Raw genomic sequence first — 15,538 nt, 5'->3', positions numbered from 1 at the left:
GAACTGAGTGCCGTCGACTGAAAGTAAACTTAGGCCAAACCATTTGTCATCGCTATCTTCCTGCTGGGTCCAATGGGCTGCTGTCAGTTTAAAAAGCGCTTCCAAAGGTTGGGCGGTGAGGCGCTTTCTCGCTTGAGGGATAGCACTTGGTGCAACAGAATCCCCTAAGTGGTTGGAAAGCTTGAGGTCTAATTTATCTAAAACTTCCGTGATGGGTTTATCCCGATACAAGCCAATACCGACAATCAACCAAACGACAAGTTCGGCGGGTAACTTACGCCGTCTCATACTGGCTTTGTTGGTCGAATCAAGGGCTTGCTCTATCCATTCGAGCGGGAGTTCTTTTTGGAAGAGGGCCATTGATTCGGGTGCAGCAAACGTATCGACATCAATCAGCCAGTGAGCCAACATAAAAAATACCCTCAGCAATTAGTGTACTGAGGGTATTGTTAACCATCTGTAGGATCGTTCAACTGATCAATGCCTTAACTGATCGGTGTTAGCTCAAAGGCGGGTTGTTTCATCAGTATCCCATCACGCGATTACTTAATCTCAATACGTGGTGAGCGCATGACAACTTCATCGTTCAACTCAATGCCGATACCCGGCTCTTCCGAGACCTCAAAAAAGCCATTCACCGGCTGAGGGTCCTGAATACACAGTTCGCGGTTCCACGACTTAATCGCATATGTATGATGCTCGTGGATCAGGAAGTTAGGAATGGCGGTTTCCAGGTGCAAAGACGCTGCAGTCGCCACAGGGCCACCACAAACGTGCGCCTGAATGCGAACATCAAAGATGTCTGCGTAATCACAGACTTTCTTCGTTTCAGTAAAGCCGCCACACAGGCCGATATCTGGCTGCAGCACGTCAACACTTTGGTCTTCCAGATACGGGCGCACACCCCAACGGTTATACAAACGCTCACCACCGGCAATGGGCACGTTAACGCGGTCAGCCACCTTTTTATGCAGGGAATGGTTGAGGTAGTTCACCGGCTCTTCGTAATACATGCAGTCGAACTCTTCAGCGATCTCACCCAGCTGAATCGCCGTTGTTGCACCCGGCAAGCTGTGGCATTCAAAAATTATATCCACTTCGTCACCTACCGCTTCACGAATGGCTTTCATACGCGCGCGGTACAGCTTCATTTCTGCGCGGGAAATGATTTTGGTGCGCTCGTAGTAGGTGTTCCCATCTTTGTCGTACATGATGGGGTCAACCTTGACCGCATCATAACCTTCGGCAATCGCTTTAAGCGCCGCTTCTGCATACTCTTCCGGCTGAGACAGTGCTTTGAACTCTTTGTCCCAATCAAACTGAAGCTGAGAAGCATAGGTACGCAGCTTGTCATTTACCTTACCACCCAGCAGTTGGTAGACAGGGAGTCCAAGCGCCTTGCCTTTGATATCCCAAAGCGCCGTATCAATCGCACTCATCGCGGCGTAGACAACAGGACCACCACCTAATCCCCAGAAACTCTCTCGCAACATACGCGACCACAACATTTCTGTCTGGAATGGGTCATGACCAATTAAGAATGCCTCGGCCATTTCTTTAATCATGTTTGCGGCTGCGCTATGCCCCAAATCGTAAGCAAGACCTGCCTCACCGACACCACTGATCCCTTCATCAGTGTTGATACGCACAAATACCGGGTTCCAAGGTGGTCTTTCCGGGCAATGAATATCGAAAACTTCGACTGACGTGACTTTCATCCATGTACTCCAAATCGTCTTTTTATTTTGTCTTTATTCCATAAAGCTTGGGTCAAGGCGCCAAGCTTTCCGAAGAAGTGATGGCCAAGCAAGCTGTCCACCCGTCGCCCCAGAATGAACAACATTTGCCTGCGCAAAAATATTATCCTGAATAGGCTGAGGCACAGAAACGGCCTCTTTGCCTGCTGCCTGCAACATTAACTGAACTTCACAAGCACGCTGCATATCGTAAAAACGCATGAAGGCGTCGCCCACGGTTGGGCCTAATGTTAAACCACCATGGTTGACCAACAACATATGATTGGTGTTACCAAGATCTTCCTGCAATCGCTTTCGCTCATCTGCATTTACCGCAAGACCTTCGTAGCCATGATAAGAAAGCGAGGGCAGTGAGAACATCGAATACTGGCTAAGTGGAAGTAAACCCTCTTTTTGACTCGCGACTGCAATGGTTTCATTGGTGTGCAGGTGGATTACACAGTGCGCATCAGAACGTACTTCATGGATCGCACTGTGAATGGTGAAACCGGCAGGGTTAATCGTGAAAGGGGTGTCGTCGAGGATATTTCCATCCAAATCAACTTTTACCAGATTTGACGCGGTGACTTCGTCAAATGCCACACCAAAGGCATTCACCAGATAGGTATCGGTATCAGGAATGCGTAGAGAGAGGTGGGTATAGATAAGGTCATCCCAGCCCATATGGGCGACGAGACGATAGCAAGCCGCTAGGTCGACTCGACGTTGCCATTCAATCTCGCTGATTTTTCCTTTGAGGTTCAGTTTGGGTAGCGCTTCCACTATTTATTCCTTTTTTGCTTGTTCCCTGCCCTTTCAGCTTGTCTTATTTGTGCTCGACAGGCAAATAACTGGCGAATTTGTGCGGCCTTGGGAAGAAAATAATTAACACAGGCAATGTGCACAACTCGAAATTATCATTTACCGACGATCGACTGGACAAAAATCACTCAATCACTTTGTATTTAAAGCTTTTCGTACTAAAGCGTTCAATTCTTCTTCTACTCAGCATACTCAACAATGAGATCTGATGGGGATAAAAGTGTTGATTAACACACTTATCCACAGATTTTGTGGGTAACCCTCGCGAAGGCAAACCAGAAAAGTGTTCCAAAATGTCAAACCCTTTTTCTTATATTCAACAGTAAATCGACTGATCGCACATGAAAAGCACTTATGAGAGGTATATCACACTGTTAATTTACCTCATCCCAATGCTATTTAGCGCATTTGAGCCACCGAGCAAACACATCTGACTCCAACACTGTTTAAGTTTTGTCCAATCTAGGTTAGACCCGTTTTAGAAACGTAAAGACATACGCAAACACATAGACTTTTAGGGATGTGGTGATGGCGATTGAAATTTTTTAAATAGACAGAGAACCAAGCCTTTATTTGCAGCATACAAAGCCCACAGAACAAAAAATCAGCCAATCTTGATCGTACATTAAGCAGATGATTTAAATTCCTCAAAATGTGCGTTTTCGGTGGTTGACAGCCTACAGGGCGATAGCTAAGATTCGCCCCGCTTTGAGCGATTCCCCCTTAGTTCAGTCGGTAGAACGGCGGACTGTTAATCCGTATGTCGCTGGTTCAAGTCCAGCAGGGGGAGCCACTTTTCGTTAGCTTGTTTAAGAACAAGTTGACCGTCAGGATTGTCGCTTCGCGATATGTCGCTGACCTAGGCGGCCCCGTTGCAAGTCCAGCAGGGGGAGCCACTTTTCGTTAACTTGTTTAAGAACGAGTTAGCCGTCAGGATTGTCGCTTCGCGATATGTCGCTGACCTAGGCAGCCCCGTCGCAAGTCCAGCAGGGGGAGCCACTTTCGAAAACCCAGCCTAGTACTGGGTTTTTCTGTATTTGTGTTGTAGATATGACGCACACAAATTGTTACCACCTATTATATAGACGGTATGTTACCGCCCAGATCCGGACAAAGTTTGTCCAGTATGGCAATTTTAGTGAAAAACCCTTTCCCCAATCTGTTGTTATAGCGGCTTCAAAGGCCGATAATACAAAGATCTCTTTAGAATTTTCGAAGAATGGCATGACTGAGTATTTACTGCTTCTTGTCGGCACCGTCCTGGTGAACAACTTTGTGCTGGTTAAGTTCCTCGGCCTTTGCCCATTTATGGGCGTGTCCAAAAAGCTTGAAACCGCCATTGGGATGGGGCTTGCGACCACGTTCGTACTGACACTCGCATCAGTGAGTGCTTACCTGGTCGAGACTTACATTTTGGCTCCATTGGGCCTCGAGTACCTGCGAACACTGAGTTTTATATTAGTGATTGCGGTCGTCGTGCAATTCACTGAAATGGTCGTACATAAAACCAGTCCAACGCTTTACCGTTTGTTGGGTATCTTTCTACCGCTAATCACAACAAACTGCGCCGTGTTGGGTGTCGCATTGCTGAATATCAATGAACGCCACAACTTTATCGAATCTATCATTTATGGCTTTGGCGCGGCAGCTGGCTTCTCCCTCGTATTGATTTTGTTTGCGGCGATGCGTGAGCGTATTGCTGCGGCTGATGTTCCTCAGCCATTCCGTGGTGCGTCGATTGCTATGATCACAGCTGGACTGATGTCATTGGCATTTATGGGCTTTACAGGGTTGGTGAAACTGTAATGACTGGAATTTTGATTGCGATTATTGCTATCGCTGTCCTCGCAGCTGTATTCGGTATTTTGCTGGGCTTTGCTTCTGTGCGTTTTAAAGTCGAGGCGGATCCGATCGTCGATCAGATTGACTCCATCCTTCCGCAAACACAGTGCGGACAATGTGGTTACCCTGGTTGTCGACCTTATGCAGAAGCTATTGCCAATGGTGACGCCATTAATAAATGCCCTCCAGGTGGTCAGCCGACTATCGAGAAGCTTGCTGACCTGATGGGGGTGGAAGCCACAGAATCTGCGCACGATGAAGAAAAGAGCGTAAAAAAAGTCGCCTTCATTCACGAAGACGATTGTATTGGCTGTACCAAGTGTATTCAGGCTTGCCCGGTCGACGCCATCATTGGCAGTACCAAAGCCATGCACACCATTATCAAAGATGAATGTACTGGATGCGACCTTTGTGTCGCCCCCTGCCCCACTGACTGTATTGAAATGATCCCTGTCCAAACCACGCCTGAAACCTGGAAATGGCAACTTGACCAAATTCCGGTTGTTCAACTTTCTGTCGATGAAGATAAAGGGGTCAAACAAGCATGATCACCCTAATCGAAGAAATCAAACAGGGACATGTCTGGGATTTTCACGGTGGTATTCACCCACCAGAAAACAAACGCCAGTCGAGCGAAACTTCCATCTTGCCTGCCGATATCCCAAATGAAATTGTGTTGCCAACCAAACAGCACATTGGCACAGCAGGCCAACTGTTGGTCAATGTTGGCGATAAGGTACTGAAAGGGCAACCACTGACCAAGTCAGACGTTCTGCAATGCTGTCCAGTTCATGCACCAACTTCCGGTGAAGTGGTTGCTATTGAGCCTCGCACTATCGCCCATGCCTCTGGCCTGACCGATAACTGCATTGTGATCAAACCGGATTTCGAAGACGCCTGGGGCGAGAAAAACGCACTGGCTGATTTCCGCGAAGTCTCTGACGAGGCTTTGATCGATCATGTCCGCATGATGGGTATCGCGGGCATGGGTGGCGCAGGTTTCCCAGCAGCCCGCAAGCTGCAAACTGGCCATGCACGCACAGAAATTCTTATCATCAACGGTGCTGAATGTGAGCCTTATATCACCGCTGATGACCGTTTGATGCAAGAGCGCGCAGATGAAATTGTTCAAGGTATTGAGATCCTTCAGCATATCGTGAGCCCGAAGCTCACCGTCATGGCACTGGAAGACAACAAGCCAGAAGCGATTGACGCCCTGAAATTGGCGACACAGGGTAAACCTGACATTGTCGTTCAGGTAGTTCCGACCAAATACCCGTCTGGCGGTGAAAAGCAGCTCATCAAACTCATCACGGGTAAAGAAGTACCTGCAAAAGCCATCCCTGCCGCAATCGGCGTGATGATGCAAAACGTCGGTACAGTCTTCGCCATTAAACGCGCTGTCATTGATGGCGAGCCGCTGATTGAACGTGTCGTCACCCTGACAGGTACCACGTTGAAAGAACAACGCAACCGTTGGGCGCTGCTTGGCACGCCTGTCAGTTTCTTGCTCGATAAGCACGGCTATGAAGCAGACAAAAAAGTAGAGCGCGTGATCATTGGCGGTCCGATGATGGGTTACACCATTCCGCATCCGAACGTGCCCGTCACCAAAGTCACCAACTGCGTGTTAGTGCCTTCGCGTCGCGAAATTGCGCCGTCAGAGGGCGAGATGGCCTGCATCCGATGCAGCGCCTGTGCAGAAGCCTGTCCTGCTTCGCTGCTGCCACAACAACTTCAGTGGTACGCCAAAGATCAAGATTACGACAAGTGCGAAGAGTACAACCTATTCGATTGTATCGAATGTGGTGCCTGTGCCTTCGTCTGCCCAAGTGAAATCCCACTGGTGCAATACTACCGTCAGGCTAAATCTCAAATCCGCGCGCGCGATGCGGAGCAGCAAGCCGCCGAGCGCGCTAAAGAGCGTTTCGAAGCCAAAAAAGCGCGTATGGAACGTGACAAAAAAGCACGTGAAGAACGCCATAAGCAAGCCGCGGAAAACCGTCGTAAAGCGATGGAGAAGTCCGGTGATGGTGATGCGATTGCTGCTGCCATCGCACGCGTGAAAGCCAAATCAGAAAACGAATCTGCAGCTACGGCAATGAAACCAGCGGTGGCTGCAGCTATTGCCAAAGCAAAAGCCAAACAGGCAGAGGCCGCCGCACAAGGTCAGGCAGAGCCAGATAACAGTGAAATGGCGAAGCTGCGCGAAGAACGCAAGCGTCAGGCTCGTGAACGTAAAGCACAAAAGGCGTCGGAATCAGAAACTGAAAACGCAACAGACGACAAGAAAGACGCTGTTGCGGCAGCGATAGCCCGCGCTAAAGCACGTAATGCTGCTCAGCAAAGCGAGTCTGAATCCACTTCTGATAACAACGCCACAGGAGAAGATCCGAAGAAAGCCGCTGTTGCTGCTGCCATTGCCCGAGCCAAAGCTCGCAAAGAAGCGCAACAAGCTGATGCGGTTACCCCTGCTGCTGAATCTGAATCAGCAGAAAAAGCACCTGTTGAAGACGATCCAAAGAAAGCTGCTGTCGCTGCTGCCGTTGCCCGTGCCAAAGCACGCAAAGCCGCACAACAGGCAGAAGCTGAAACGCCTGCTGTTGATGCTAATCCGGCAGAAGAAGCTCCCGCTGAAGACGATCCAAAGAAAGCTGCTGTCGCTGCTGCCGTTGCCCGCCCCAAAGCACGCAAAGCCGCACAACAGGCGGAAGCTGAAACGCCTGCTGTTGAGGCTATTCCGGTAGAAGAAGCTCCTGCTGAAGACGATCCTAAGAAAGCCGCTGTCGCTGCTGCTATCGCCCGTGCCAAAGCGCGCAAAGCCGCACAACAGGCAGAAGCTGAAACGCCTGCTGTTGAGGCTGATCCGGTAGAAGAAGCTCCCGCTGAAGACGATCCGAAGAAAGCCGCTGTCGCTGCTGCCGTTGCCCGTGCAAAAGCACGCAAAGCCGCACAACAGGCAGAGGCGGAAACACTCGCAGATGAGCCAGCACCTTCGGAAGACACTCCCGTTGAAGAAGATCCCAAGAAAGCAGCGGTTGCTGCTGCCATTGCACGCGCTAAAGCGAGAAAGGCAGTGCAAATGAAGAATAAGAATGAGGAAGAGTAATCGTGGCCTTTTTTATCGCCAGTAGCCCGCATAGCCACAGTCGCAAGAGCACCAGCGACATCATGATGATAGTGATACTGTGTACTTTGCCCGGCATCGCTGCGCTTTGTTACTTTTTCGGTTGGGGTGTTTTACTGCAGGTAGCCATGGCAGCACTGACTGCGGTGGCTGCAGAGGCGGCTGTTGTGGCTCTGCGCGGCCGTCCTGTTAAACGCTATCTTAAAGACCACTCAGCACTGCTGACGGGTGTGCTTCTGGGTATCGCCATTCCACCGTTCGCACCATGGTGGATTGTGATTATCGGTATACTTTTCGCCATCGTCATTGCTAAACATCTCTATGGTGGGCTGGGCCAGAACCTGTTCAACCCTGCCATGGTCGCTTATGTCGTACTGCTGATTTCGTTCCCGGTTCAAATGACCACCTGGCTGCCACCAACTGAATTGTTGGTTCAGCCACTTGGCTTTACTGACAGCTTCGCCGCTATCTTTACTGGCCTCACCACTGATGGCTTTAGCGTGAACCAACTGCGTATTGCTGTAGATGGCTCAACCATGGCGACGCCGCTGGATACCATTAAGACCTCTTTGCTGGTCGGTGAAACCGTCTTTGAGGCGGTTGAGAAGTCAGTGTTTGGTAGCTTTGCAGGTATCGGTTGGGGCTGGGTGAATGTCGCCTTCCTTGTTGGCGGTCTTATTCTGCTGAAGAAGAAGATTATCCAGTGGCAAATCCCCGTTGCTATGCTGGCATCTCTTTTTGTGTTCAGCTTGGTAGGCTATGCAATCAGCCCAGATGGCGTGGCTTCGCCATTAATGCATCTTTTCTCGGGTGCCACCATGTTGGGTGCGTTCTTCATTGCCACAGACCCAGTTTCCGCTTCAACCACTACGCGAGGCCGACTGATCTTTGGTGCAATGATCGGCGCGTTGGTTTATCTGATCCGTACCTTTGGCGGCTTCCCAGATGGCGTAGCGTTTGCCGTGCTTATCGCAAACATGTGCGTACCGTTGATTGACTACTACACCAAACCAACCACTTACGGTTACAGGAAGGAAAGCAAATGATCCGCGCGATGCGAAATAATGGCGCAATCCTTGCGCTGGCGGCACTGCTTTCAACAGGCTTAGTCGCCGTCACCAATACACTGACGAAAGATACCATCGCAGAGCAGCAACGTATCCAGCTTTTACGGGTGCTAAATCAAGTAATCCCAGAGGACATGCATGACAATGCGTTGGCAAAAACCTGTACTTTGGTGACCAGCCCAAACCTTGGCACCAGTGAACCAATGCCAATCTACATTGCCACCAAAAACGGTGAGCCAACAGCCATGGCAGTCGAAGCCATTGCACCGGACGGTTATAACGGCGCCATCAAAGTCTTGGTGGGCGTCGATACCAACAACACTGTGCTCGGCGTTCGCGTGCTGAGCCACAACGAAACCCCGGGTCTTGGCGATAAAATCGACCTGAATGTCTCTGATTGGGTGCTGTCTTTCAGTGGTAAAAATATCGAAAGTGAAGACGATAAACGATGGGCGGTTTACAAAGATGGCGGTCAGTTTGACCAGTTCACCGGTGCCACCATCACACCACGTGCCGTCGTTAGCGCAGCGAAAAATGCTGCTTGGTATGCCATGCAGAACAAAGACACTATTGTCCGCCAACCTCTGAATTGTGGAGCTGCATCATGAGTCAGAATAAAGAGTTAATGACAAACGGAATGTGGGCCAACAACCCTGCGCTAGTGCAGCTTCTGGGTCTTTGTCCACTGCTTGCAGTTTCCGCGACAGTGACCAACGCATTAGGGCTTGGCATCGCAACGCTGCTGGTTCTGGTGGGCTCGAACCTGACTGTTTCACTGGTGCGCGAATATGTACCAAAAGAAGTGCGTATTCCTATCTTCGTGATGATCATTGCGTCACTGGTAACCTGTGTCCAGCTGCTGATGAACGCCTATGCATTCGGCCTTTATCAGTCACTGGGTATCTTTATTCCCCTGATCGTGACCAACTGCATCATTATCGGCCGCGCAGAGGCGTTCGCCTCCAAGAATACGCCATTACCTTCGGTGTTAGATGGCTTCTGGATGGGCATGGGCATGACTGCAGCGCTGGTCGTACTGGGTGCCATTCGCGAAGTACTGGGTAACGGTACTTTGTTTGACGGTGCTGACCGACTGCTTGGTGATTGGGCTGCAGGACTTCGTATAGAAGTGTTCCATTTTGATAGTCCATTCCTGTTGGCGATGCTACCGCCGGGCGCTTTCCTGGCTGTGGGTTTCCTCATCGCTATAAAGAACGTGATTGACGAAAAGCAAGCGAAGAAACAACCAAAAGAGAAAGCCGTGATCGAACGTGTTCGAATCACGTCCACTGATTAAAAGTTAAGCATTCAATGGATGAGCAATGAATAATGAAAAACGTGTTCAGATACTGGAGCGATTAAGAGCAGAAAACCCTCACCCGGAAACTGAACTAAACTGGAGCACACCGTTTGAGTTGCTAATTGCGGTATTGCTCTCGGCGCAGGCAACGGATGTAAGCGTGAACAAGGCGACGGATAAACTCTATCCGGTGGCTAATACGCCGCAGGCGTTGTTAGACCTTGGGGTTGATGGCGTAAAGGAATACATCAAAACCATTGGCCTGTTTAATTCCAAGGCAGAAAATGTCATCAAGACCTGTCGCATCATCGTTGAACAACACGGTGGTGAAGTGCCTGAAAACCGCGAAGCGCTGGAAGCTCTACCAGGCGTGGGTAGAAAGACTGCCAATGTCGTGCTCAACACCGCCTTTGGTTGGCCAACCATTGCGGTAGACACCCATATTTTTCGCGTATCAAACCGTACCAAGTTCGCAATGGGTAAAAACGTCGATCAGGTAGAAGAAAAGCTACTGAAAGTCGTCCCAAAGGAGTTCAAGGTCGATGTCCACCACTGGCTTATTCTGCACGGCCGCTACACCTGTGTGGCTCGGAAACCGCGTTGTGGCAGTTGTATCATTGAAGACCTCTGCGACTTCAAAGAAAAGATTTACCCAGATGAATAAAAAGAAGGCTGCCATTGGCAGCCTTCTTTATAAATATTTCTGATAGTTTTGGTTGTTACCGTGACCGCATTGCGGATCATGGATTCCAATATCTTTCTTCAAGTGGCAGTTCATTCCGTCGCTCTTAATCACGACTTTACGCTCCCTAAAACCACTTCCTAACCCAATTATTTTAAGCATTTTTTCTATAATCATATTTCTAGCCCTCCTTGCTGACGGTCGCATCATTTGTTCTCTGTTGTTATGGTTTAATGTCATTTTGTTAGTATTTTGTACTCAACACGAACGATGAAATCTGACAACAGATATAAGCTGAACTTATGGACAAGCAACTTCGCTATCTCAGTGCACTCCGTTACTTTGAAGCTGCCGCGAGACTAAAAAGCTACAGCGCAGCAGCAAAAGAGTTGAATGTGACCCAGGCAGCCGTCAGCCAACAATTAAGGGGGCTGGAAGATAACCTTGGCTGTAAGCTGTTTTTTAGAAATGGGCGGGAAATGCAGCTCACCGATAAAGGCCACCAGCTGCTTGCACCTATTACCGAAGGGTTTGAAAGGATTATCGTCGGTTTAAACCGTATTCAGACCGAACCTCTGGAAGGCGTGTTGACCGTTACCGTCCCACCCTCGTTCGCTTCATTGTGGTTAATGCCGAGACTATGGCGATTTACGTTGAAAAACCCCACCATAACGATTCACATACATAGCGATATCAAACGGGTGGCGATCCTACACAGCGATATTGATCTAGCCATTCGGCAGGGCAAAATCACAGAGAGTGACACAGCGGGGAGCATTCGTTGCGAACACCTATATCAAGAGGAGGTTTACCCACTTTGCTCCGCTGAGCTTGCCCGTTCTATACAGTTTGATTCCCCGGAAAAACTCAAGCGGTGTTGGTTGATACATGGCGTGAATTCTAAAGAGATAGTTTGGTCAAAGTGGTTTGAAAAAGCCGGTGTGAAGTTCGATAACAGCGCACTGCGATGGATGGAAGTACCTACATTCGATATGGCGCTCAATGCAGTGATTGCGGGTCACGGTGTATGTTTGGGAACGGAAAGCCTGTCGAAAGCACTTATCGATCAGGGTCTTCTGGTCAAACCCTTTGATATCGGGCTGACGCCCGGCATGCAGTTTAGTTTGTTGTATGACGGCGCATCTTCAAGGCTTCCGCGCATTGAAGCATTTCGAAACTGGCTGTTCCGTGAGTTGGAACAGTCACAATATCGCTGAAACCTTCAGAGGATCTGTTTACTTAAGGCTCTTGGGGTTACGAAAATTTTGTTGGTAAACTGGGCGCGACAATACAATTAAGGAGAATGTCATGAGCACTGGTCGTATTCTGCATACCATGATCCGCGTTGGCGATTTGGATCGTTCAATTGCCTTCTATACCGACGTGATGGGCATGCAGCTTTTGCGTAAAAGCGAAAATGAGCAGTACGAGTACACACTGGCTTTTGTTGGCTACGGTGATGAATCACAGGGCGCAGTGATTGAGCTGACCTATAACTGGGGCACGTCTGAGTATGAGCACGGCTCTGCTTTTGGCCACATTGCAATTGGTGTAGACGATATCTACGCGACTTGTGACAAACTGCGTGAAGCAGGTGCCAACATCACCCGTGAGCCAGGCCCAGTAAAAGGCGGCACCACTGAAATCGCCTTTGTAGAAGATCCAGATGGCTACAAAATCGAGCTGGTCCAAAACAAGAGCGCTTCTGCAGGCCTAGGTAACTAGCAAGCTTCCTCTTCACTGCACCTCTCATTGGGAGGTGTAGTCTTCCTCGCCCACATTTAAGCTTAAAAATAAACATACTTATCCATGCATTAAAAACCGAACCCATCATCTACCCAAACATTTGACAGTGGGAAAAGCGTATAAACAATAACCGCTTGATGTGATGGCAACGTTTTTAGTTGCGATATACCCAAGCAACCTGAATCCTGCTTCTTCAGGTTGTTTAGTTATAAATATTCGTGACTTAATTCAAAGGCCTCATCAAAAAAATTTGTAACCGGATACTGTCTGGTAGTCTTAACCGATTGTCTCATAAATAAGATGATGGACTATCATGGCTAAGCGCCGTTACACCCTTCAAATACATATCGCGGGCATCTTTTTTATTGTTGTATCCCTGCTTTCTGCACTACTCATTGTGTTGAGTTACCAAAACTCAAAAGAACTCAATCAACAATTGGCAGCAGAGCGCACTGCGCAAAATGCAGAACGTATAAAGCTTTCCTTTCAAAAGCTGACCTCACCCGTGGTTACCGCCATGGATGCGCTAGCCAACTCAGATTTCGGCCATAGCTTATATGCCTCTTATGACGATGGCTGGCTATCCAGTATCAATGCTATTCTTGAGCGCAACCCTGACGTGTTATCAGTCTATGTCGGCTATCCCAACGAAAGTTCAGCATTCATCCGATCGACCAAACTCGACTTTATGAAAGAACAATTTTCCACCCCAGAAAACAGTCATATCATGGTGGATATCAACAGCAAAGTCGGTCACCAGATCCGGACGCAATACGACGGAAATCTTAAAACTATCCGAATTGATACTGACCTTATCAGTTACAAGCCAACTCAACGCCCGTGGTACAAAGCCGCACCTGAAGATGGAAGCATTCATGTCACTGACCCATATTTTTACCTGTTTATCCAGCGTATGGGGATCACACTGACACGGAAATTTGCCAAGATTAACGGCGTTCTCGCGGTAGATATCACACTCGATTCGCTGAACAAGTTTCTCTACTCCCTGGTTGACACTGAAGAGACCCAACTCATGCTTTTGGACGACCACAAAAGCGTTTTCGCCCACACAGGATTTCTCCCTGATTCATCTTCAGGTATGAACCAGCGCATATATCTAGAAGCAATGTCTGCTTCGCCGTTTTACCACCTTTTTAAAACCAGCGATTGGGAGGAATCAAATACCACGATTCATCACAATGGAGAAAAGTGGGCACTAAACTTGGTCAGGATAAGTTTTGGCGGCGAACGAGGTTTGTGGCTGGCAAAAACTATTCCAGAACGATTGATGATTAAGAGCGCGCTTGAGGCGAGAAACAACCAAATTACTATTAGTATGTTCGGTCTCTTAATCGGTACCTTCATGGTACTTTGGGCATCTAAACGTATCGCTAATCCTCTGAAAGTTCTGGTTGACGAAACCCAGAAGATTCGCCGACTTGACTTCTCTAGTGTTTCCACCCCAACCTCAAAGATTGTGGAAGTCCGTGAGCTTTCTGAATCCGTTCACATGATGTCTGAAACCATTCAGAACTTCCTTCAAACCCTGCACCGTGTCTCCAACAGCTCTAACTTCGATTCGTTGATGGCAGACATCGCGCTTCATTGTCAGCAAACTTCAGGTGCAGATTACGTCATGCTCTGGACCCATTCTTCTGAAAGCCACGATAAACTGACATTGACAGCCCAGTATCCTTGCCAGACAGAAGCAAACCAGATTGACTTACTGAAGCTACTTGCTGACTCGCCAGATATGGAAAAAGCACTGCAGGGACAACACTTCTTAAGCTTTAAACCGTCTTCCTCAGATATTGAACGCGGACTACTGCCTGATTCGCTGAAACACGCATGGCTGGTTCCATTGTACAATCGCGATAAAGACTGTGTCGGTTATGTCTTGATGGGCTTCAATGGCTGCCCAGGAAACGATCAGGATGATAAGCTTCAATTCATCCGCCAATTCTTGGGCTTCGCTTCCCTAATCAAAGAGAACTGGGATCGTGTGGCTGCGCAAAAACAACTGTTCAAATCCTTTATTGAAATGATGGCATCGGCTATCGATACCAAATCGCCTTATACGGGCGGTCACTGTCAGCGTGTACCTGAGCTGACCTTTATGCTCGCCGAGGCAGCCAGCAAAGATAAGAAACGCTTCCCAGATTTCACATTGAACGAACAGTCACGCGAAGCACTCTACTTCGCGGCCTGGCTTCACGATTGTGGTAAGGTCACCACACCAGAGTTTGTCGTGGACAAAGCCACCAAGCTTGAGACCATGTACAACCGTATCCACGAAGTCCGTACTCGTTTCGAAGTACTAAAGCGCGATGCCGAAATCACATATTGGCAAAAACGTTTGGAAGGTCAAAGCTCAGAAATACTGGATGCTTGGTTAGCAGAAGAACATAAAACCCTCGACGAAGAGTTTGCTTTCATCGCCAAGTGCAACGTCGGCGGAGAGTTTATGGATAAGAGTAACATCGCCAAACTCGAGAAAATTGCTGAACGCACTTGGATGCGTACCATCGACGATATTCAAGGACTTTCATGGGAAGAGGAAGCAAGACGTTCTGCCCGCGGAAGCTTAATGCTGCCATGTAAAGAGTATGTCCTCTCGGATACTGTTGACCAAAAAATCCCATGGCTGCCGCAGCAGCTCGATACGTTCAAGGATTGGGAGTTCAAACTGCCGGTGCCACAGCTTCAGTACAATCGTGGTGAACTCTATAACCTCTCTATACAGCGTGGCACCTTGACCGAAGAGGAACGCTTTATCATCAACGATCACATTATCCAGACTATCAATATGCTTCGGAAACTGCCTTATCCTAAGCACCTTGAACGAGTTCCGGAAATAGCAGGCGGGCATCATGAGAAGCTGGATGGTAAAGGTTACCCTTACGGACTAGATGAAAGCTCGCTGTCAGTCGATGCACGTATCATGGCAGTGGCCGATATCTTTGAAGCCCTTACCGCGAGTGATCGTCCTTACAAGAAGGCCAAAACACTTAGCGAGGCTCTTAAAATCCTGGCCTTTATGGCTAAAGACAAACATATCGATGAGCAACTTTTCCGACTATTTATTGAAGAGAAAATCTATATCCACTATGCAGAGCAGTACCTCCCAATAGAGCAGCATGATGAGGTCAATGAAGAAGCCTTGATGGCTATCATCACTCCAAAGCCGGAAAAAGAAACTGAAACTGCATAAAAGAA

At 48.6% G+C, this 15,538-nt stretch carries 14 protein-coding genes and 1 tRNA gene; 11 read left to right on the top strand and 4 right to left on the bottom strand.

What is annotated here, in order from left to right; genetic code table 11:
* The 3 genes from GMA8713_RS09205 to GMA8713_RS09195 all read right to left on the bottom strand — a co-directional run.
* Positions 1-411: transposase domain-containing protein (locus GMA8713_RS09205; protein WP_198159441.1), on the bottom strand; the 411-nt coding region annotated here is incomplete at its 3' end.
* 131 nt (positions 412-542) lie between these two features.
* Positions 543-1,718 (bottom strand): mandelate racemase/muconate lactonizing enzyme family protein, encoded by a 1,176-nt coding sequence (locus GMA8713_RS09200; protein WP_062708312.1) that lies wholly within the window; start codon positions 1,716-1,718, stop codon positions 543-545.
* 33 nt (positions 1,719-1,751) lie between these two features.
* Complete coding sequence (locus GMA8713_RS09195) at positions 1,752-2,519, bottom strand: class II aldolase/adducin family protein (RefSeq protein WP_062708308.1); 768 nt, start codon at positions 2,517-2,519, stop codon at positions 1,752-1,754.
* Positions 2,520-3,275: 756 nt separating this feature from the next.
* On the opposite strand from GMA8713_RS09195, the gene GMA8713_RS09190 reads away from it, so the two are divergent.
* The 8 genes from GMA8713_RS09190 (at position 3,276) to nth (ending at position 10,558) form a co-directional block, all read left to right on the top strand.
* Positions 3,276-3,351 (top strand) — tRNA-Asn (locus GMA8713_RS09190).
* Positions 3,352-3,782: 431 nt separating this feature from the next.
* Positions 3,783-4,364 (top strand): electron transport complex subunit RsxA, encoded by a 582-nt coding sequence (gene rsxA, locus GMA8713_RS09185; protein WP_002541126.1) that lies wholly within the window; start codon positions 3,783-3,785, stop codon positions 4,362-4,364.
* Positions 4,364-4,948: an electron transport complex subunit RsxB gene (rsxB, locus tag GMA8713_RS09180; RefSeq protein ID WP_046302845.1), complete on the top strand. Its 585-nt coding sequence runs from the start codon at positions 4,364-4,366 to the stop codon at positions 4,946-4,948. The genes rsxA and rsxB overlap by 1 nt, the downstream gene beginning before the upstream one ends.
* Positions 4,945-7,509 carry an electron transport complex subunit RsxC gene (rsxC, locus tag GMA8713_RS09175; RefSeq protein WP_062708305.1) on the top strand — a complete coding sequence of 855 codons (2,565 nt, stop codon included), beginning with the start codon at positions 4,945-4,947 and terminating at the stop codon, positions 7,507-7,509. The genes rsxB and rsxC overlap by 4 nt, the downstream gene beginning before the upstream one ends.
* Positions 7,510-7,511: 2 nt before the next feature.
* Positions 7,512-8,573: an electron transport complex subunit RsxD gene (gene rsxD / locus GMA8713_RS09170; RefSeq protein WP_062708302.1), complete on the top strand. Its 1,062-nt coding sequence runs from the start codon at positions 7,512-7,514 to the stop codon at positions 8,571-8,573.
* On the top strand, positions 8,570-9,202 hold the full coding sequence (rsxG, locus tag GMA8713_RS09165) for an electron transport complex subunit RsxG (protein WP_062708300.1): 633 nt from the start codon (positions 8,570-8,572) through the stop codon (positions 9,200-9,202). Before rsxD ends, rsxG begins: the two co-directional genes overlap by 4 nt.
* Positions 9,199-9,891, top strand: a complete 693-nt coding sequence (locus GMA8713_RS09160) for an electron transport complex subunit E (protein WP_062708296.1) — start codon at positions 9,199-9,201, stop codon at positions 9,889-9,891. The genes rsxG and GMA8713_RS09160 overlap by 4 nt, the downstream gene beginning before the upstream one ends.
* A gap of 25 nt (positions 9,892-9,916) precedes the next feature.
* Positions 9,917-10,558 (top strand): endonuclease III, encoded by a 642-nt coding sequence (gene nth, locus GMA8713_RS09155; protein WP_062708289.1) that lies wholly within the window; start codon positions 9,917-9,919, stop codon positions 10,556-10,558.
* A 27-nt stretch (positions 10,559-10,585) separates the two neighbouring features.
* Here the strand turns inward: nth and GMA8713_RS27290 are convergent, their stop codons facing one another.
* Entirely contained in the window at positions 10,586-10,753 is a 168-nt protein-coding gene (locus tag GMA8713_RS27290) for a hypothetical protein (RefSeq protein ID WP_157515549.1), read from the bottom strand.
* 125 nt (positions 10,754-10,878) lie between these two features.
* Here GMA8713_RS27290 and GMA8713_RS09150 point away from each other — a divergent pair, with 125 nt between their 5' ends.
* From GMA8713_RS09150 to GMA8713_RS09140, 3 genes are all read left to right on the top strand, one after another.
* Positions 10,879-11,793, top strand: coding sequence for a LysR substrate-binding domain-containing protein (locus tag GMA8713_RS09150; protein WP_062708285.1), 915 nt, complete (start codon positions 10,879-10,881; stop codon positions 11,791-11,793).
* Positions 11,794-11,884: 91 nt separating this feature from the next.
* On the top strand, positions 11,885-12,301 hold the full coding sequence (gene gloA / locus GMA8713_RS09145) for a lactoylglutathione lyase (protein ID WP_062708282.1): 417 nt from the start codon (positions 11,885-11,887) through the stop codon (positions 12,299-12,301).
* A 334-nt stretch (positions 12,302-12,635) separates the two neighbouring features.
* Entirely contained in the window at positions 12,636-15,533 is a 2,898-nt protein-coding gene (locus GMA8713_RS09140) for an HD domain-containing phosphohydrolase (RefSeq protein ID WP_062708279.1), read from the top strand.
* Positions 15,534-15,538 lie beyond the last annotated feature (5 nt).

It is taken from the genome of Grimontia marina (assembly GCF_900060185.1).
In the GTDB taxonomy this organism is placed as follows: domain Bacteria; phylum Pseudomonadota; class Gammaproteobacteria; order Enterobacterales; family Vibrionaceae; genus Enterovibrio; species Enterovibrio marinus.
This window is presented reverse-complemented; position numbering and strand designations above follow the sequence as displayed.